This is a genomic window from Streptomyces sp. NPDC087859, from assembly GCF_044742595.1.
GTDB lineage: Bacteria > Actinomycetota > Actinomycetes > Streptomycetales > Streptomycetaceae > Streptomyces > Streptomyces canus_F.
Genome location: NZ_JBIUUU010000023.1, coordinates 87,287 through 104,803, shown reverse-complemented (window position 1 = coordinate 104,803; position 17,517 = coordinate 87,287). Strand labels below are relative to the sequence as shown.

Sequence of the window (17,517 nt, the reverse complement as noted above, 5' to 3'; positions counted from 1 at the left end):
TGAGGACCCAGCTAATCTCCGAGACTCAACCGCATGGCGGCCACCACTCGGAAACCCTGGCCGCGACTGCCCACGATGAGGCCTCCTCCCCCGCCGTCCAGCACGTCACCTGCGCACAGACGACAACTCGTGGCGGTCGATCCATTCGAACATCAGCTCAAGCACCTGGGGCATCTTGGAAGCGGCGCAGTGTCCGGTGTCCGGAAGCAAGTGGACTTCCGTGTCCCGGCGGCCATCGAAGACCAGGGTGTCGTGCTGGGGAACATGGACGTCACCGGCACCATTGATGACCAGCATCGGCACGTTCGCGTCGAGGTTCAGCAGCGGGCGCAGATCGAACGGCTGCCAGATCTGGGCCAGTTGTGCATCAGTCGGTTCATGGTCGAACCCCAACGCATTGCCGGCGACGCCCTCCATGCCGCGTGCGAAGGTCCGGTCCGGGGCGAATGCCGCTTCGATGGGGCCGCCGATGACGATCGCCGCGTCGACATCGCCCGCCAGGCCCGAGCAGGCCGAGAAGTGGCCGCCCATCGATATACCCAGATGCAGTACGCGCGCATTGCCCAGCGCCCGCGCCTCGATGGCCAGGGCGCGCACCAGGTCAGCGCCGTCCTCCGAGTCCATGGGGCCGGCACATTCGCCCGTGCCGGGAATGTCAAAGGCCAGCACGCCCATACCGGTTCGCAGGGCGACAGCCTCGAAGATCCCGTGGAGGTCCATTTTCCAGGTGTCCACTCCACCGCTGGCGAGCAGGACAGGGGCATCCCCGGACCAGCCCGGCGGAGTGAGAAAGTGCACGGGCACAGCGGTGACCCCCACTCCGCAAGGCACCTGGACGGCCCGCCGCTCGAACCCGACCTTGAAACCGGGAGCGGCGAGCAGGTACTGCTTAAGCTGCCGCTCCAGCGCCGTGCGCTTGGCGTCGTCGGCCAGCGTGGGAAACTTCGCCCATCCGTAGGCCAGTGCCGCAAGTTGATGCTGACAACGCTCTGCATATCCGCCGGCCAGCCGCGACCACTCGTACACCCAGCCGCCCGGCTCGTCGAGCCACATGTCAGTGACGGCCGATCGGACAGCGTCGACGTCCGCAGTGGGCAAACCGTTGTTCACCATCTGCCAGTACCGCTCGACGAACAGGTCCTCGGGGGCGACCTTCCACCGGTAAGGCATGCGAAAACCTACTTCCCAAACAGCGTCGATGCACGACTTGCACTGTGAATACCGCAGGGAGCACGGCCCTTGGTCCTGTGGCGACCCTTCCGCCGCTTCGGCGAAAGCAGGACGCCTTTCCAGGCGATCGCCATGGCCCTCGCGGCAACGCCCGACGCCTCGGACACCGAAAGGCGACCGTGCGTCCAGGGGCGCCGCGAGAGCCCTGCGGGAGGGGGGCTGACATGGCTTCCTGTCACACAGACCCTCCTCACCCCGACCCGGGGCTGGTTCCACGCATCCGACCGGCTCACCGGTCCTCGGCAAGAGCTCAGCTCTGAGCCCGACGGTGATACGCCCACACTCCACACCCCCAACAATATTGTCCCATCTAGCAGAACTCAAGTTTCACAATAGAGGACATCGCCGGAGCCTTCCGGTATGGTCAGCGCCTGCGTCGACACCTCGCCGACGACTCTCCGCCGCGGATGCCGCCGCCCCGGCCGCTCGACGACGACAGGCGCTGCCGCCCCTCATGGAAACGCTGGATTCCATGTCGGCGCCCGCAGCGGCCGCCGATCAACCCACACCCGACCAGCACGTGAAGGTAGAGATGCGACCCTCAGCTCAGCCACCAAAGCACCACAGCTTCCCCGATCACCCCGCCCAGTCGCCGCTGTCTCGCGCACGTCGACGGGCAGTGCACCTGGACCTGGTCTTCCTCGCACCCAACGCCCTGTGCTTCGGCACCGCGGTCACCCTGATCGCGCTCCCCGGCGATCTGCTCGCCACACGACTGTTCAGCACCGACATGACCACGGGCCTGTCGCTGTATCTGCTCCAGGCAGTGGCCCTGCTGGTAACGGCCCGCCGCTTCGACCATCGCAGCGCACGCTTGCTGGACCCGCTGCAGCACGCACCCGCCGAGGCGAACGCAACCGCCGTGCCCATCCAGCAGATCGGAGGGTTCAGATGAATCACAGCAACACCTTCCTCGCGGCGGCGGCCGATGATCCCTACGCCTTGGTCCTCAGCTCCTTCATGCTCTTCATGGTCCTCGCCCTCTTCGGCTCGGTCTTCGCGGGCCTGCGCGGAGACTCCCCGCCGGAGTTCTACATCGGTGACCGGCAGCGTTCGGCGCTGAAGAACGGCCTGGCGTTGGCGGGATGCTACGTCTCCACATCCTTGCTGCTCAGCGTGACCGGTGTGGTGGCAACCGTCGGCTTCGACGGCATCACCGCCGCCACCAGCGTGCTGCTGTCGCTGGGTGTCCTCCTTCTACTGGCACGACCCCTGCAGCTCAGCGGCTCCCTCACCCTCGGCGACCTCTTCTCGCTCCGGGCGCCAGGCACCGCGCCGCGGGTGGCCGCCGCGGTGGCCACCCTCGCGGTCACCGCCCCGTACCTCGTGGCTCAGCTCATGGCCGCCGGAAACGTCACCGCGACACTCCTCGGGTTTTCCGCCATCGGGGTACAGCAGATGTGCACCGTTCTCATCGGAGGCCTGGTGGTCACCTGCGGCATGCTCAGCGGGGCCAAGGGGCTCACCGTCATACAGGTGATCGCCGCTGCCGTCACGCTCGCGGCCATGCTCTTCGCATCGCTGGCCGTGCTCCGCCTCTTCCACGGAGATGTCGGCGCCCTGCTCACCGCCGCAGACGCGCACAGCACCCGTCCCGGCCAGTATCTGAGTACCGGTGGCCTCTTCAACGTCGGACCGACACCACGCCTGGATTTCGCCGCAGGCCAGGTCATGACCGTCCTCGGCGGCGTCTGCATGCCTCACGTCCTCAGCCGCGTCTCTGCGGCAAAGGACACCGCCACAGCACGCCGCTCCGTCCGGTACGCGACCGGTGTCGTCGCGCTCGTGTGCGTCGCCGTGGCCATTCTGGGCATGGGGGCATCGGCTCGAGTCGGTGCTGACACCATTCTCTCCGGACAGTCCAATGCGGACGACTCGCTGATGCTCGTGGCAGGCAGTCTGGACGACGGACTGGGAAGTGGCACAAGCCGTCTGCTGTTCACCGCGCTCGCCTGCGCGATCTTTCTCAGCGTGCTCGCCGTCGTGGGCGCCACCACGCTGGCAGCGGCCGCCGCCCTGGCCCGGGACACCTACCACCATCTCGTTCAGCGCAGGCAGTCCGACCCCACGCGTGAACTGATGGTGGCGCGCGTAGCCGTCCTACTCGTCGGCGTCCTCGGCATCCTGCTCGCCGTACTGGCGCAGGGACGCTCAGCCGCTTTCCTGGCTCAGCTGGCTACGGCAGTGGCCGCGTCGACCGTGGCCCCGGTTCTGCTTTACACGTTCTACTGGGACCGCTTCAACCGAACCGGCCTGCTGTGGGCCGTGTACGGCGGAATCATCCTGAGTGGCGGCCTGGCGGTGTTCTCGCCCTCCGCCTCAGGCAGCTCTCAGGCCTTCCTGCCGAACTCCGACTTCGCCTGGTTCGACCACAGCACCCCGGTTCTGGTCTCCGTCCCGGCCGCCTTCCTGCTGGGATGGGCCGGCAGCCTCGTGGGGCACCGCCGAGCCCACAGGCACCAGGCAGTGGACGCCTCGGTGACCAGCGCTGTCCTGCTCGCCGGGCGCACGGCCGCCACAGCGGTAGCAGCGGGACGCACGGCCGGGCAGCAACCTGAGCAGAGTTTTTGAGCAGAGGCCCGGGTACATCAGGGTCACCCTCTTCCCCACCCATCTGCGGGCCGGTGCACAAGTAGCAGGACGGCGGTGATCAGCCGGAGACGCAACTGGATCGCCCATCCGAACGCCGCGCGGGCAGGACAAGGCGGAAGGTACATCCCTTGCCCGGCGCTGTGTCGAGTTCGAGGCGGCCACCGTGGCCTTGCGCGACCGCAGCGGCGATGGAGAGGCCCAGGCCACTACCACCGTGGGTACGGGAGCGGGAAGGGTCAGCACGGTAGAAGCGCTCGAAGACGTGCTTGGCGTCCTGGGCCGTGAGCCCAGGCCCTTCGTCCGCCACTTCCACCACGCTGACGGGCATACCGTCAGGCATGGGCACTGAAGCGCCAACCACCCCCGGGCGGTCGGAACCGCAGGTATCCACGCCCCCCCCGGGTCTCCCCCACCCTGACGTGGACCGCAGTGCCGGCCGGGGTGTGGACACGGGCGTTGGACAGCAGATTGTCGACGATCTGTCTCAGTCGATGAGGGTCACCGACGGCCTCGACCACATCAAGTTCGCCATTGCCCGCCGGGTCCGACAGGGAGCCCAGATCAACCGGATGGCTCGCCCCGTGCAGGGCGGCGGTCCGCACGGCGGTCCGCACGGCGTCCGCCGCCAGGGACAGCAGGTCCACCGGGTTTCTACCGTACGCCGGTTCCCTGTCCAACTGGGCGAGAAGTTGGAGGTCATCGACGAGGAGGCCCATCCGCTCCGCGTTCTGGGCGATCAGCTGGTGGGCCTCGCTCTGCTCATAGGCCGACAGACGTTCCCGGCGCAGTGCGAGCTGCGCGTAGCCCTGGATGGCGGTGAGCGGAGTACGCAGTTCGTGGCCTGCGTCGGCGACGAAACGCCGTATGCGCGCCTCCGATGCCTCCCGTTCACGGAGCGCCGACTGCAGCCTCTCCAGCATGGAGTTCAGCACCCGGCCGAGCCGGCCGATCTCGGTTCGCGCATCGATGTCGGGGAGCCGCAGATCCAGTTGCCCCGCTCTGATGCGCTCCGCGGTGTGCTCCATACGAGTCAGCGGGAGCAGGCCCAGCCGTACCACCCAGCGGCCCAGCGTGAGCAGGGTGGCGACGGTGACGACCAGCAGCACCGCGTTCAGCCAGAGAATCTTGGACGTGGTGGCGTCGACGGTGTCCAGCGGCAGAGCCAAGACAGCATGCATGTCTTGCGGACCGGAACTCAGCGGCTGAATTGTTCTGCTGCTCATCGGTCTGGAGATATCGCGTCAGCCCGGCGAACCTCAGCTGCAGGCGGAAGCGGACCCCGGACCACCCCCAGTCCTTGTCTCGGCACGGATTCGAGCCACCGTCGCCGTTCCGCCTCTCGGCCAACTCCCCCGGATCTCCCAGTGAACGACCAGCAGCAGCCGCCACGGCTGCCACTCTGGTGCGCACGGCACACCAGAAAGCGGACGCGCTGCTGCGCCGCCACATAGAGCTCGCACTGCGTTCGGGTGTTGCGGCCCGGCATGGCGACGATGCCCCTCGGCCTGACGGCACAGGGATCCGCTCACATCGAAACGAGCATGATGGGCAGCGAGATGGGAGGCATGACGGCCGGGCTTCACTCAGGGGTCCACCTGTCCGGACTCACCGGATTCGTACTGGCCGCCGTGGCGCGTACGGCGGCAGCCGCGTGCACGCGCTGTGGACCTCACGCCGCGCCCCGGTCGGGTCCCCCCCGCGCTCAGGGCCGGCCCGGCAAGCAGGCAGACCAGGTTCCCCGCAGACTTTCAGCTCCGCCACTCCGACCGCGCCGGGCAGGGGCCGCGGCGCTCGGGAGATAGGGTCAGGACTGCGTGAGGCAACCTCTCAAGCCGTACCACCTGAAGACTCAAGCGCGCTCGACGATATGCCGGGCCTCCAGGCAATCCTGCGGGCGAGTCGCTGAGCCGAGTGCGGGCATGCGATGGCCGACGGGGAGCCGTAGCACCCCGCCGACCAGAGGGTCACGATGACTCAGGCGCCGTGCACCGCGGCGTCGAGCTCCGCTGCGTCGGACCAGCTCCCGTGGAAGCCCATGGGGACCCGGTGGTTGAGCTTGATCCGGGCGATGGGCGTGCCGGTGAAGTCCTGGGCTTCCTGGACGATGACCTCGCTGCGGTCGGTGGTCGGGTCCCACCAGATCGACAGCAGCCAGCCGTCGTCCTCGGCCTGGGCACCGGGGCGGGGCACGAAGACGGGCTCGCCCGGGGAGGTCAGGACACCGTCGAGTGTCTGCATCGACGTCTCGCCCGAGACGTAGTCGTGCTTGGCCAGGCCGTCGGTGAACCAGTCGCCGACTCCGCGTGTCGTCGTGTAGTAGCCGTACTGATGGGACAGACCGGCTCGCTGATCGTTGATCCGGGGGAACTCTCCCTGGATGTCGGTGACCTCAATATCCCTGCTCTTCCCCGTGGCGAGGTCGAGTTCCCAGCGCCAGGGGGTGGTGATGATCTCCTTGAACCACCAGTTCCAGTCCCCGCCCGGCGGCGGTGACTCCAGGTCCTTCAGGGTGGGGCCGAACTGGCCGACGCGATGCCCGTCGATGACGATCTTCGTGCCATCCTGGTAGGCGTTGAGGAAGTGCGACGTGGAGAAGGCGTCCGAGGCTTCCACCCACGTCACCTCGCCTGTCCTGCGATGCAGGACAGCCCAGCGGCATGTGTCCAGCTTCTCCGGCTCCCAGACCGTCGAAGGCTGACCGTTGAAGATGCGCTCGAAGCGTGCCGTCGCCGGGCTGACCAGCCAGATCGCATAGTCGGTGGTGACGGCGTAGTCATGGGTGAGGGCGGGGAACCCCAGGTCGACCGAGTGACGGTCGAGGATGTTCCCGTCGCGGTCGGCTCGGTACCACGTGACCGCGCCGTCCATGTTGCCGAAGGTGAGGAAGTCACCGTTCGTCGGATCGACCTTGTGGTGCGCGGTCAGGGGGCCGACGACCCCGCCACGGAAGTTGTACTGCTCGCTGACCGTCTCCAGGGTGTCCGGTCGCAACTCGCGCGGAGGGTAGCCCTCACAGAAGGCCAGCAGACGGCTGCCGTACAGCTGTACGTGCGTGTTGGCGGGGTTGTTCGGGAACTTGCCGGACGGCAGGGGGGTGTCCCTGCCGTTCATGAAACCGCCGTAGATCGCCCGGCCCAGTTCCATCTCTTCCTTGAGGCCCGCGGTCTGCACGTAGCGGTTGCGGTAGGTCGCCCGGCCGTCACGCAGGAAGACGGCGTGGACCATGCCGTCACCGTCGAACCAGTGGTACCTGCTCGGATTCTCCGGGCGGTACAGCGGGCTGGGGCCGACCCGGAACAGGGCACCGCTCAGCCCGTCGGGGAGCCGGCCCTCGATCTCCAGATCGAAGGCCTCGCCCTCTTCGCGCCAGGGTGCGTACGGCCCGTTGAGAAACATGTTGCTGGGGTCCCACATGGACGTTCCCTCCTTGCCATGTACCTGAGCGTGTCCTGATAGTCAGGAATTAAATCTGCACTCTTAGGACACTATGGGGACCGTATAGCCGCATCCAGAAGAGGTCAAGTCGGACCAGAGCGCGGCCCAGATGCCGGGCGCAGCCAACCTGCCTGCAGGAAAAGGCGTCCCGGGCCACTTCTCTTGCCAGGCGCGCCCCCTTTCCCATACGGTCCCTCATAACAGGACTAGCGTCCTACCTTATGGAGATCATATGTCTGAAGCCGCTGTTAGCCCTGCTTCCCCACTCACCGACGGGACCCCGTCCCCGCCCAACCCGTTCGCCGGCCTGCGTGACGTCGTGTCCGTCAAGGACAAATTGACGCAGGAGTATCACGACGCAGTCGTCGAGAAGGTCTTCCGTCCGTCCTGGTTCCTGGTCGGAAACATCAACGACCTCCCCAAGCCAGGGAGTTACTACGTCCTGGACGTGCCCACCTTCAACATCTCGGTGCTGGTCCAACGCGGCCGGGACGGAGAGGTGCGCGCATTCCACAATGTGTGCCGCCACCGCGGCAAGAAGGTGATCCCCACGGCCTGCGGTTTCGCCGAAGGGACGTCGTCCGCGCACACCTGCTGGCTCCACGGCTGGTCGTACACCGGTGATGGATCACTGCGTTCGGTGCCGGACGAGAAGCAGTTCCGCTCCGTCGACAAGTCCCGCCTCGGACTGGTCCCGATCCACGTCGAGATCCGGTACGGCCTCATCTACGCCAACTTCAGCGACAACCCCGAGCCGCTCGACGGCTGGCTGGGGGAGCTCGCCGAGGGCTTCGACGGCTACTACAGCGAGATGGAGAAGATCAGCTGCTTCTCCATCGACGTCCGGGCCAACTGGAACATCGCCATGGACGCCTTCTCGGAGGGCTACCACACCGTCTTCCTGCATCGGCGCACCCAGCCGAAGCTGGCCGGCAAGAGCAACCCGATGCGGCACAAGCCCGTGATCGACATGTACGACCGCCACATCCGCTCCAGCAACCCGTCCAACCCCGACTACGTCAGCCCACCCGTCGAGGGTGCCCTGTACGACCTCGGTCGCAAGCAGACACCGGCGGTCGAGACCGACTTCTCCATGCTGCCGCCGGCGGTGAACCGCACCCGCTACCACCCCTGGTTCTTCGACATCGTGTGGCAGTTCCCCAACGTGGCCATCCTCAACGGCTCGCACTGGTACAGCACGGTCACGGTCTGGCCGATCGACCGCAACCACACGCGCGTCGTCTTCGACGTCTACGCCCGCAAGGCCCGCCACGCCGGCGACCGCCTGGCCCAGGCGTACTCGCGGGCCCTGCAGTACACGGTGGCCCGGGAGGACCTGGCCGCCATGGAAGACGTGCAACGCGGCCTCGAGTCGGGTGCCATCAGTGACCTGTACCTCTCCCTGCAGGAGTTCGCGCTCCAGCACCGCTACGGACTCATCGACGAACTGATCGGAGCCAAGTGATGGAGCCCTCCGCAGAAGCCGGACTTCCCGAAGGATTTGCCGATCTGGAGCGCTTCCTGGAGCGGTGGCGCCTGCGCGACGCACAGGAGCGGATGGAGGCGATGGTCGCTGCCGACATCGAGGAGCTGCGTGACCTGTGCGCCGCCATGCTCCCCCGTATCGAAGCGGTGGTGAACCATCTCAACGCCTTCCCCCTCGGCGACATGCCCCCGCGGGAGCAGGCCCTCTTCGAGCTCGCCCTGACCTTCTCCGAGGTCACCCACCCCGTCGACCTCGGGTGGGCCACGCCAGAGGTCAGCGACCTGTATCCGCTGGACGGGATGAACCTGGTCGGGCCCGCACGCGCCTGGTGATTCAGATGAACCATCGACCTTGTACAGAGATGGATCGCTCCATGACTGACCCCTTCGCCAAGCTGACACAGGTCGGCCCCGGCAGTGCGACCGGAGAGTTCTTCCGCCAGTTCTGGCTGCCGATAGCCCGGTCCTCCGAGTTCGAGGCCGATGGTGCGCCGATCCGCCTGATGGCGCTGGGCGAGCGCCTTGTCGGCTTCCGCGACAGCGGCGGTCGGATGGGCATCTTCGACCACCGCTGTCCGCACCGCTGCGCCTCCCTGTTCTTCGGCCGCAACGAGAACGGGGGCCTGCGCTGCTCCTACCACGGCTGGATGTTCGACGTGGAGGGCCGCGTCACCGACATTCCGAGCAGTGCGGGAGGACGCGTGCCCACCCGTGTGCACGCCAAGGCCTACTCGGTGCAGGAACGCAACGGCCTCGTCTGGATCTACATGGGGGCGCGCGCGACCCCGCCGCCGCTGCCCGCGATCAGCGTGGTCGCCGATGACGAGGAGCTGGAGATCCAGATGTGGCTGCGCGAGTGCAACTGGCTCCAGGGCATGGAGGGGGACATCGACGCGGCCCATCTCGCCTTCCTCCACCACGGCGGCCATGACCCCGAGGACGTCGGCGAGCACTTCGTCCTCAAGTGGGTCACCAGTGGCAGGGCCGTGGAGACCAAAGTCGTCAACACGGTCGGGGGCACCATGGAGGCCCACCGCAGACCGGAGAGCTTCGCCCCCGACTACTGGCACTACACCCAGCAGCTGCTGCCGTCCTGGACCATCCCCGGCCAGAACCCCTTCAAGGTCGAGGAACCCGTGGTGCGGTTCTGGCTGCCGATGGACGACACCCACTCCATGATTTTCCAGCTCAGCCGGCCTCGGGCGCTGATGGACGGCAGGTCGGCGTTCCACTCCACCGTCGGGGAGCTGCCGGGTGTCAAGGTCCGCATGGCTGACCTGCTCCAACCCAACAACGACCAGGACTGGTACGGCAGGTGGCGGCTCACCCCGTCCGAGGAGAACAACTACTTCCTCGACCGGAGCGCCCAGGCGAAGGGCAACTACACCGGAGTGCAAGGTATCCAGATCCAGGACAAGATGATCACTGAAAGCATGGGACCAGTCGTGGACCGAACCTACGAGCACCTGTCCGCCTCGGACCTGATGGTCAGCCGGACGCGGCGGCGCCTCCTGAAGGCCGTCGACACGTACGCAACAACCGGGGACCTCCCGGCCACCCTGGACGACACCGACCTCACCCGCGGCCTCATGGCCGGCGGCGGTCACGTCCCCGATTGCACCGACTGGTTGCAGTACTACCGGGACGTGGCAGAGGCGGCGGGCGCCGATCCGAGGATCCTGGAGAGCGATCTCGTCGAGGCGACCGAGGGGGTAGGGGCATGACCGCGAAGCAGTATCCCGTCCTTCCCTTCGACGCCCGCGAGCTGCGCTGGCAGCGCACGCGTGACTTCATGCGGGACAAGGACCTTGACTGCCTGCTCGTCTTCGGGCTCAAGGGCCGCGAACGGTACGAGGGTTACCTCGCCAACGAGGTCCTCGACGGCGTGGTCGTCTTCTTCGCCGACCGCGACCCCGTCCACCTCACCTGGACCCACCACCGCTACACCCGCCGCCTGGCCGCGAACATGCGGGATGTGCGCTTCTGGATCGACGATGTACGCGTCGGCCCGTTCGGCCGCGGGGTGGTCGAGGCACTCACCGAAGAGGGACTGACGTCCAGTCGTATCGGCGTGGTCGGCATGACCGGGAGCTCGGCAGGGGAAATGGAGGGCCTCATCACCCACATGATGTGGGACTACGTCCTCAACAACCTGCCCGAGGCCGAATTCGAGGACATGTCCCTCGACTTCGCCCAGACCATGCTGCCCAAGACGCCGCAGGAACTGAAACTGGTCCGCTTCGCCGCCCAGGCGGCCGAGGAAGCCTGCCAGACCATGCTGGAGATGATCCGGCCCGGCGTGCGCGAGGCCGAGATCTACGCGGCAGCCGTGGAGGTCCTCCACCGCAACTCGTGCACCACCACCTACCCCCACGTCATCATGAGCGTTGGCGCGGACGACCCGGGTTGGGCGCCGCCCTACTGGACCTACGCAGGCGGCCCCTCCCGGACAGTTCAGCCCGGCGACCTGGTCCAGGCCGAGATCATGTCCTGCTACGGCGGATTCGAGACACAGGTCCAGATGTCCGTCGCGGTCGAGCCAGTACCGAAGGTGCTGCACACGCTCCACGACGTCGCACGTGACTGCTACGACGCGGGCCTTCGAGCCCTGCGTCCGGGAGCCGCCTTCCTCGACGTCGCCCGGGCCATGAGCGAGCCCCTCCTGAAGGCCGGCCACTACAACATGACCCCTCTGGTGCACAGTCTCACTCCCGCGGCCTTCGCGGGACACATCGCGCTGAACGCCGACCAGATCCCCGGCCAGGACAGCCACCGTGTCTTCCGTACCGTCGAGCCGATCTCCGACCTGGAACTCGTCCCAGGCATGGCGTTCGCTTTCGAACCCAACGCCTGTACGGGACAGCACCGTGTCAACATCGGCGGCACCGTCGTCGTGGGCGAGAACGGACCGGACGAGCTCAACACCGTGCCCTGCCGCATGCACGTCGTGTCCTGACGGAACCGAGACCCCGTTCCGCCCGCGGTATCCGCTGATCTCACCCCCACGCTACTCACCTTCCTGACGGCACCGGCCGCCCCGCACCCCAGGAGACACCGTGTCCGAGCAAAACCACCCGATGACAGCGGGCGGCAAGGACGTCCACACTGTCGATACCTTCGGGGTGCGCAACCCCGCCACCGGCCGGGTGTTCGCCCAGGCGCCCGACTGCTCACCGGCTCAGCTGGACGAAGCGGTGCAAGCGGCCGCCGACGCCTTCCCGCTGTGGCGCGACGACATAGGCGCTCGCCGCAGCGCGTTGCTGGCCGCGGCCACACGCGTTGAGGAGAGTGCCGAGGAGCTCGCCACCTTGCTCACTATGGAGCAGGGCAAGCCTCTGGCCGACGCCCATTTCGAGGTAATGGTGACCGCGCTGACCCTGCGGGGCACGGCCGCCCTCGACCTGCCCCGGGAGGTGATCCGGGACGACGGCCAGGAGCGGATCGAAGTGCTGCACCAGCCCATGGGCGTGGTCGCGGCGATCACTCCGTGGAACGTCCCCCTGATCCTCGCCGCGTTGAAGTACGCGCCGGCCCTGCTGGCGGGCAACACCGTGGTACTGAAACCGTCTCCCTTCACGCCGCTTTCCTCGCTCGCACTCGGAGTCGTCCTGCGTGACGCGCTGCCGCCGGGCGTCCTGAACGTCATCAGCGGCCAGGACCCGCTGGGTGCACAGCTCGCCGAACACCCCGTGGTTCGCAAGGTGTCGTTCACGGGTTCGGTCGCCGCCGGGAAGCACGTGGCGGCGTCGGCTGCGCCCGACCTCAAGCGCATCACCCTGGAACTGGGCGGCAACGACGCGGGCATCCTGCTCGACGACGTCGACCTCGACGCCATGGCCGACAAGTTGTTCTGGGGCGCGTTCGTCAACTGCGGACAGATATGCGCGGCGATGAAACGTCTTTACGTTCCACGCGCCCGGTACACCGAGGTGGTCGACGCCCTGGCGGACCGGGCGCGGGCGGTCGAAGTGGGTGACGGCATGCTCCCCGGCGTCCAGATGGGACCGCTCGCCACAGCGCCGCAGTTCGCCAGGATCCAGGAGCTGGTGTCGGACGCGCTGGCCAGCGGTGCCACCGCGGTCGCCGGAGGTCGGCGCCTGGACGGTGACGGCTACTTCTTCGCGCCGACCATCCTGAGGGATGTCGGGGACGGCGTGCGCGTCGTCGACGAGGAACAGTTCGGGCCCGTCCTGCCGGTGATCCCGTACGACGACATCGAAGACGCAGTGGCCCGGGCCAACAGTACGCACTTCGGGCTCGACGGCTCGGTGTGGAGCGCGGACCCGGAGCGGGCCGCGGCGGTGGCGGCCCGGCTGGAATGCGGGACCTCCTGGGTCAACACGCACGGCGTGCCGGCACCGGGCGTGCCTATCAGCGGGCACAAGTGGAGTGGCCTTGGCGTGGCCGGCGGACTGCCCGGCCTGCTGTCCTACACCGACACCAAGGTGCTGCACGTCGTCCGCGGCAGCTGAGCCCCGGAACGGCGGGGACACCCCGTACCGCATTCACTTGTTACTCCGCGCCTGCCTGTCCTCATGACAGCCGCAGCATCGGCAACCGATCGCGGCAACGGTCGTGATCAGGCAGGCTGAATTCACCAGGGGCGACGCCGCGAGCAGTAGACGGCCGGCGTCGCCCCGTCGGTGTGGCACACGGGGATGCCGACTGCGGAGCAACCCAGTCATCAATGCCCACAATAAGTAGGACAGCAATCCTACTATAGGGGACTCAAGAAGAGGCGCATGTGCCTGCCTCGAGAGTCACCCCCCGTGGCCCATCCCGTCAGAAGCAGACCCTGCAGCAGCTCACACCTTCAGCCCTCGCACGACTTGACCCCCCTCCGAGTACGGTTATACGGTCTAATTTAGTCCCAACTTGCAGACTACTGTCCTGCTTATTAGGACTCAATGATGGCGTCAAGGAAGGGTGCTCATGTGGGACCCCGACAACATGACGCAGGACAGCCAGATCAGTGAACCGGCCTGGTCGAGCACAACCACGTCACGGGCAAGACGTCGATGCAGACGCTCGACGGAGTACTGAGCTCCCGGCGAACCCGCGTCCGATCGCAGCGAGGTCATCATCCTCGAAGCCCAGGACTTCACCGGCACGCCCCTCGTCCGCCGGCCGCGACCGAACTCCACGCCGCCGTGCGCGGCACCTGACTCTCTCTCGTTCCCCAGCGAACTCCCTGGTGGATGAGGCACACAGTTCCCCGGCGGCGCGCTCTGCTCCTGTATCAACCCGCATGATTCGACGCCGCAGAATCATGGCCGGCGCGCTCCCGGCATTCGGCAGAACCTCCGACCGCGAGATCCCCGCAACCGCGGCCCCGGTTCCATCCCGGGCGCTGGTCCCTTTCTTCCGTTCCCCATCTGGAGGCCGGCATGCCGTCCGACACCGTCACACCCCCTGTTGGCCGCAGTCTGGTTCCACTCGGACTGTTTCTCCTGGCCGTACAGAGTTACCAGCTCGTCGCGTTCCCCAACTTCCTCGATTCCCTGCAGGCCGAGCCCGGCTGGCACCTGTCACCGAGGACTGCGGGACTGATCGGGAGCACTGCTTTTCTGGGCGTTCTGGCAGGCGTCCACACCGCAGTGGTGCTGGCCCGGCGCCTCGGGCTCCGGCAGGCGACGCTCGCCGCACTCCTGTGGCTCACGCTCTGGTCAGGGGCTTGCGCACTCGCAACCGCCCCTTGGCAACTGGGACTTCTCAGCATGCTCGCCGGAATCGGCACAGGCGTCGCGTTCCCACTTACCCTGAGTCTCGTCAAGGACTCCGCCACGAGGATTGGGGCCGCGCGCCAAGACGCCGCCCCCAAGGGCAGGCGCGCCCGCGCGGACGCGGCCACCCGAGCCAGGCGTTCACTCGCCATAGTTCCGCTGGGAATACCCACCGCGGGATTCGTCGCCCAGAACACGGCGGGCGCGCTGCCGGTCGAGAACGCGTGGCGTCTGATCACAGCCATGGGAGCGGGCCTGGGAATCATCGCCGTTGCCCTGTGCCTGTGGCTACTGCCGCGCGGCACTGACGTGTCCATCCTGGACCCTGGCCAGGACGGACACCGCAAGCCAAGCCGGCGGGTCATCGTTGGGACGGGCGCCCTCGTGGTCGGAGCGAACCTGATCGCCTGGTCAGGCCTCACGGGACTCGCCTCCGTCGACCTTCGCTTCAACGCCGCGCTCAGCGCGGGCGCGGTCGTGGCGATCTTCGTCGTGGCGTGCATCGCGATCCATCGGAACGAGACGTCCACCTCCCGCTCGAGGACCGCCCGGGCCACCATGGCTTTCATCCTGCTCTATCCGCCGGTCACCGTACTGACCGCGGCTGTGGTGCTGAGCCTCCTCGCAGGCCAGCCCCTCTCCTTCGTCATGCCGCTGATCGGTGTGTGGATCGCCGACGGCTACCTTCGGTCGCTGACGCTCTGCGCGGCACCGCGCGTACTCGATGCCCTCCCCCACCGCGCCCTTCAGGAGCGCGTCGGCACCAACGCGGACGTCCGGCACATCACCCCGCTGCCACCACCGTTTCACCCGGGCCCGAAATGTGACGGCGAGTTCACGACGTCGCCCCACCCGAACCTGCCATAGGACTTGCAGGTGCCCCCTCAGTGCCGCGCGGCCGTAGCGAGACCCGCCTTGTGTGTTGAAGCCACGGGAGGAGCGCCGGGAGGTCCTCGAAGGCGGCGACTTGTGCTCATGACGCGTTGTCCTGACTGAGCCCGACGGGCGGGGCGGATTCGAGTTCGTCGACACGACCCGGCGGGCCGGAGCACGGACTCCCGACAAAGCAGGGCGCCCCGTATCCCGGCAGGGCAGGTGCCCACATTGGATCGGGAGCGAGGCAGCCAGCGTCCTGGCCTTGATCGAGGGTTGCCCGGCAGTGAGCAGCACCGAGCGGCTTCTCAACCCCGTAGCCAATCAGCCCCACTCACAAGACCCGAAACGGTGGCCTCGAACCGGCCACCAACGGACAACCTCTACAGGTCGTTCATCCGGTTCAGAGGCGAGAACGTGCTGACCGTCCCCGACAGGTAGCCGGAATCAGTGTCCTTCGTCGTGGAAGTCGGTCATCACCTCGCCTCCGAGTGTGCACGGCCACGTCAGCCCGAACCCGCGCTGAACAGGACCTTCGTACGGACTCGTCGCACGGGATCGCCACATCGCCCAGGCCGAGGTCGAGAGTCCGATCCCGGTCTCGATGGTCCGCATCCGCGATCCGCCTGAGCACCCTGATCCCCGCATTTTCGCCGGGACGTGAGCATGTTCGAACGCACTGGCGCTGGTCGGGTGAGCCGTGCTGGCGTCGGCGACGACGACCTTCATCGCGTTTCCATCACCCCCAAGACCGATGCCACCGGCGACCGGTCCAGAAATGAACGCGGCCTTGCCCGCGGCCTCTCGTCGCGCAGGGCCTCCTCTCCAGGCCCGCCTGTGTCCGGAATTGTCGGACCAGAGCGCTGCCATACGGGACAGGTGCACGGAGTAGAGGAAGTCCGTCACCCAGGAATGCCCGGTACGCGGGACGATGTTGTCCCGCGCAGCAGTCGCATACTGGGCGAGTGACACCTGACGCTACACACGCAGAAGCCGCCACACAGGACGGTGGCGACGCCGGAATCAAGATCATCGGGAGGGCTGTCGCGGTGCTCCGCGCCCTCGCCGGCGAGCGGGAGGGGCTCAGCCTCTCCCAGCTCGCTGAACGCACCGGGCTCCCGCGCTCGACAATTCACCGGCTGGTCTCCGCCCTGGAGGTCGAGGGCGTGCTGGTCGCAGCCTCTGCTGCGGGTCGCGTCCGCATCGGCCCCGAATTGGTGCGGCTGGCCGAGGCCGGCCGGCCGGAGATTCGCGCCCTGCTCAGGCCGACGATGGAGCACCTTGCCCAGACTCTCGAGGAAACCGTTGACCTCGCGGTCCTGGAATCCGGCCGACTGAGAATCACCGATTCGATACAGGGGCAGCACACACTGCGTGCCGTATCGGTGGTGGGAAGCAGCTTGCCGCTGCACTGCACGGCCAACGGCAAAGCCGTCCTCGCAAAGTTGAACGATGCCGAGATCGCGCGCCTGCTTCCGGCACGACTGACTCGGCTCACCCCCTCCACGATCACGCAACGGGCCGCCCTCGTGGAGGAACTCACGCAGGTTCGACGGACCGGCGTTGCCTTCGATCTGGAGGAGAGCACTCCCGGCGTGTGTGCCATCGCCATCGCCGTCCAGGACACCTACGGCACACTGGCGGCGCTCTCCGTGCCGATCCCCGCCATTCGCTTTCATGGCCGCGAGCAAGACATCGTCGCCGCACTCAACACGGCACGGGAGCAGGTCTCGTCGGTGCGGTCAGTCGACGCGCTGCCCGAATCCGACACATAGGACGCACGGCCTCCCTCACGACGAACAGCGCGGGTGCCCTCCTGCTGAAGTGCACGATGCCGACGAGCAGGTTCTTCCTCATCGTGCCCGCAATCCCAGTGATGCAGCGAGGTCCAGCTGTAAGTCACTTCGCCCGGGGGACCGGTCCCCCGGGCGAAGTGACTTTTTTGACGATCAGCAAGTGGCGTGCGGTGGGGTCACTGCCGGCGGTTCGCCGACGGAGCAGACACTCTAGGCATGGGACCTGACCGTCGTCGGCACGCCTGCGCGCACATCGGTGACAACAATCAACGCGCCCTCGACAGGCCCTCGTCGTCCGGCCCGCTGGTCCCGCCCAGCATGTCGTGCGCCAGCGACTCCTCGCCCACCTCCAAGGTGGCGGGCCGCGGTTGATGGCCGTCGGC

Annotated in this window: 14 protein-coding genes; 10 read left to right on the top strand and 4 right to left on the bottom strand. The window is 67.2% G+C overall.

The window, feature by feature from the left end; translation table 11 throughout:
- Positions 1-105 precede the first annotated feature (105 nt).
- Positions 106-1,170, bottom strand: a complete 1,065-nt coding sequence (locus ACIOHP_RS41960) for an alpha/beta hydrolase (RefSeq protein ID WP_401895792.1) — start codon at positions 1,168-1,170, stop codon at positions 106-108.
- 514 nt (positions 1,171-1,684) lie between these two features.
- Between ACIOHP_RS41960 and ACIOHP_RS41955 the strand changes: the two genes are divergently transcribed.
- Complete coding sequence (locus ACIOHP_RS41955; RefSeq protein WP_401895789.1) at positions 1,685-2,125, top strand: hypothetical protein; 441 nt, start codon at positions 1,685-1,687, stop codon at positions 2,123-2,125.
- Entirely contained in the window at positions 2,122-3,801 is a 1,680-nt protein-coding gene (locus ACIOHP_RS41950; protein ID WP_401895788.1) for a hypothetical protein, read from the top strand. The genes ACIOHP_RS41955 and ACIOHP_RS41950 overlap by 4 nt, the downstream gene beginning before the upstream one ends.
- A gap of 79 nt (positions 3,802-3,880) precedes the next feature.
- On the opposite strand, the gene ACIOHP_RS41945 is transcribed toward ACIOHP_RS41950, so the two are convergent.
- The 3 genes from ACIOHP_RS41945 to ACIOHP_RS41935 form a co-directional block, all read right to left on the bottom strand.
- Complete coding sequence (locus tag ACIOHP_RS41945) at positions 3,881-4,150, bottom strand: sensor histidine kinase (protein ID WP_401895786.1); 270 nt, start codon at positions 4,148-4,150, stop codon at positions 3,881-3,883.
- A gap of 4 nt (positions 4,151-4,154) precedes the next feature.
- On the bottom strand, positions 4,155-4,988 hold the full coding sequence (locus tag ACIOHP_RS41940) for a sensor histidine kinase (protein ID WP_401895784.1): 834 nt from the start codon (positions 4,986-4,988) through the stop codon (positions 4,155-4,157).
- An 808-nt stretch (positions 4,989-5,796) separates the two neighbouring features.
- On the bottom strand, positions 5,797-7,236 hold the full coding sequence (locus ACIOHP_RS41935; protein WP_401895781.1) for a carotenoid oxygenase family protein: 1,440 nt from the start codon (positions 7,234-7,236) through the stop codon (positions 5,797-5,799).
- 253 nt (positions 7,237-7,489) lie between these two features.
- Here ACIOHP_RS41935 and ACIOHP_RS41930 point away from each other — a divergent pair, with 253 nt between their 5' ends.
- The 8 genes from ACIOHP_RS41930 to ACIOHP_RS41895 all read left to right on the top strand — a co-directional run bounded on the left by ACIOHP_RS41930 (position 7,490) and on the right by ACIOHP_RS41895 (position 17,506).
- The gene (locus ACIOHP_RS41930) at positions 7,490-8,722 is read left to right on the top strand and encodes an aromatic ring-hydroxylating dioxygenase subunit alpha (RefSeq protein ID WP_401895779.1); all 1,233 of its coding nucleotides are present in this window, start codon (positions 7,490-7,492) and stop codon (positions 8,720-8,722) included.
- Positions 8,722-9,075 carry a hypothetical protein gene (locus ACIOHP_RS41925; RefSeq protein ID WP_401895777.1) on the top strand — a complete coding sequence of 118 codons (354 nt, stop codon included), beginning with the start codon at positions 8,722-8,724 and terminating at the stop codon, positions 9,073-9,075. The genes ACIOHP_RS41930 and ACIOHP_RS41925 overlap by 1 nt, the downstream gene beginning before the upstream one ends.
- A gap of 41 nt (positions 9,076-9,116) precedes the next feature.
- A complete protein-coding gene (locus tag ACIOHP_RS41920) occupies positions 9,117-10,466 on the top strand; it encodes a Rieske 2Fe-2S domain-containing protein (RefSeq protein WP_401895775.1) in 1,350 nt (449 codons plus the stop codon).
- The gene (locus ACIOHP_RS41915; RefSeq protein ID WP_401895772.1) at positions 10,463-11,698 is read left to right on the top strand and encodes a M24 family metallopeptidase; all 1,236 of its coding nucleotides are present in this window, start codon (positions 10,463-10,465) and stop codon (positions 11,696-11,698) included. The genes ACIOHP_RS41920 and ACIOHP_RS41915 overlap by 4 nt, the downstream gene beginning before the upstream one ends.
- Before the next feature lie 100 nt (positions 11,699-11,798).
- A complete protein-coding gene (locus ACIOHP_RS41910) occupies positions 11,799-13,214 on the top strand; it encodes an aldehyde dehydrogenase family protein (protein WP_401895769.1) in 1,416 nt (471 codons plus the stop codon).
- Positions 13,215-14,129: 915 nt separating this feature from the next.
- On the top strand, positions 14,130-15,332 hold the full coding sequence (locus tag ACIOHP_RS41905; RefSeq protein ID WP_401895767.1) for a hypothetical protein: 1,203 nt from the start codon (positions 14,130-14,132) through the stop codon (positions 15,330-15,332).
- A 971-nt stretch (positions 15,333-16,303) separates the two neighbouring features.
- Positions 16,304-17,113 (top strand): IclR family transcriptional regulator, encoded by an 810-nt coding sequence (locus tag ACIOHP_RS41900; RefSeq protein WP_401895765.1) that lies wholly within the window; start codon positions 16,304-16,306, stop codon positions 17,111-17,113.
- A gap of 237 nt (positions 17,114-17,350) precedes the next feature.
- Entirely contained in the window at positions 17,351-17,506 is a 156-nt protein-coding gene (locus ACIOHP_RS41895) for a hypothetical protein (RefSeq protein WP_401895763.1), read from the top strand.
- Positions 17,507-17,517: the final 11 nt, after the last annotated feature.

Excerpts from the sequence above, each read along its gene's own strand:
- ACIOHP_RS41960 (WP_401895792.1), bottom strand. The coding sequence starts at position 1,170 with ATGCCTTACCGGTGGAAGGTCGCCCCCGAGGACCTGTTCGTCGAGCGG.
- ACIOHP_RS41955 (WP_401895789.1), top strand. The coding sequence starts at position 1,685 with ATGGAAACGCTGGATTCCATGTCGGCGCCCGCAGCGGCCGCCGATCAA.
- ACIOHP_RS41950 (WP_401895788.1), top strand. The coding sequence starts at position 2,122 with ATGAATCACAGCAACACCTTCCTCGCGGCGGCGGCCGATGATCCCTAC.
- ACIOHP_RS41945 (WP_401895786.1), bottom strand. The coding sequence starts at position 4,150 with ATGCCCGTCAGCGTGGTGGAAGTGGCGGACGAAGGGCCTGGGCTCACG.
- ACIOHP_RS41935 (WP_401895781.1), bottom strand. The coding sequence starts at position 7,236 with ATGTGGGACCCCAGCAACATGTTTCTCAACGGGCCGTACGCACCCTGG.
- ACIOHP_RS41930 (WP_401895779.1), top strand. The coding sequence starts at position 7,490 with ATGTCTGAAGCCGCTGTTAGCCCTGCTTCCCCACTCACCGACGGGACC.
- ACIOHP_RS41925 (WP_401895777.1), top strand. The coding sequence starts at position 8,722 with ATGGAGCCCTCCGCAGAAGCCGGACTTCCCGAAGGATTTGCCGATCTG.
- ACIOHP_RS41920 (WP_401895775.1), top strand. The coding sequence starts at position 9,117 with ATGACTGACCCCTTCGCCAAGCTGACACAGGTCGGCCCCGGCAGTGCG.
- ACIOHP_RS41915 (WP_401895772.1), top strand. The coding sequence starts at position 10,463 with ATGACCGCGAAGCAGTATCCCGTCCTTCCCTTCGACGCCCGCGAGCTG.
- ACIOHP_RS41905 (WP_401895767.1), top strand. The coding sequence starts at position 14,130 with ATGCCGTCCGACACCGTCACACCCCCTGTTGGCCGCAGTCTGGTTCCA.
- ACIOHP_RS41895 (WP_401895763.1), top strand. The coding sequence starts at position 17,351 with ATGGGACCTGACCGTCGTCGGCACGCCTGCGCGCACATCGGTGACAAC.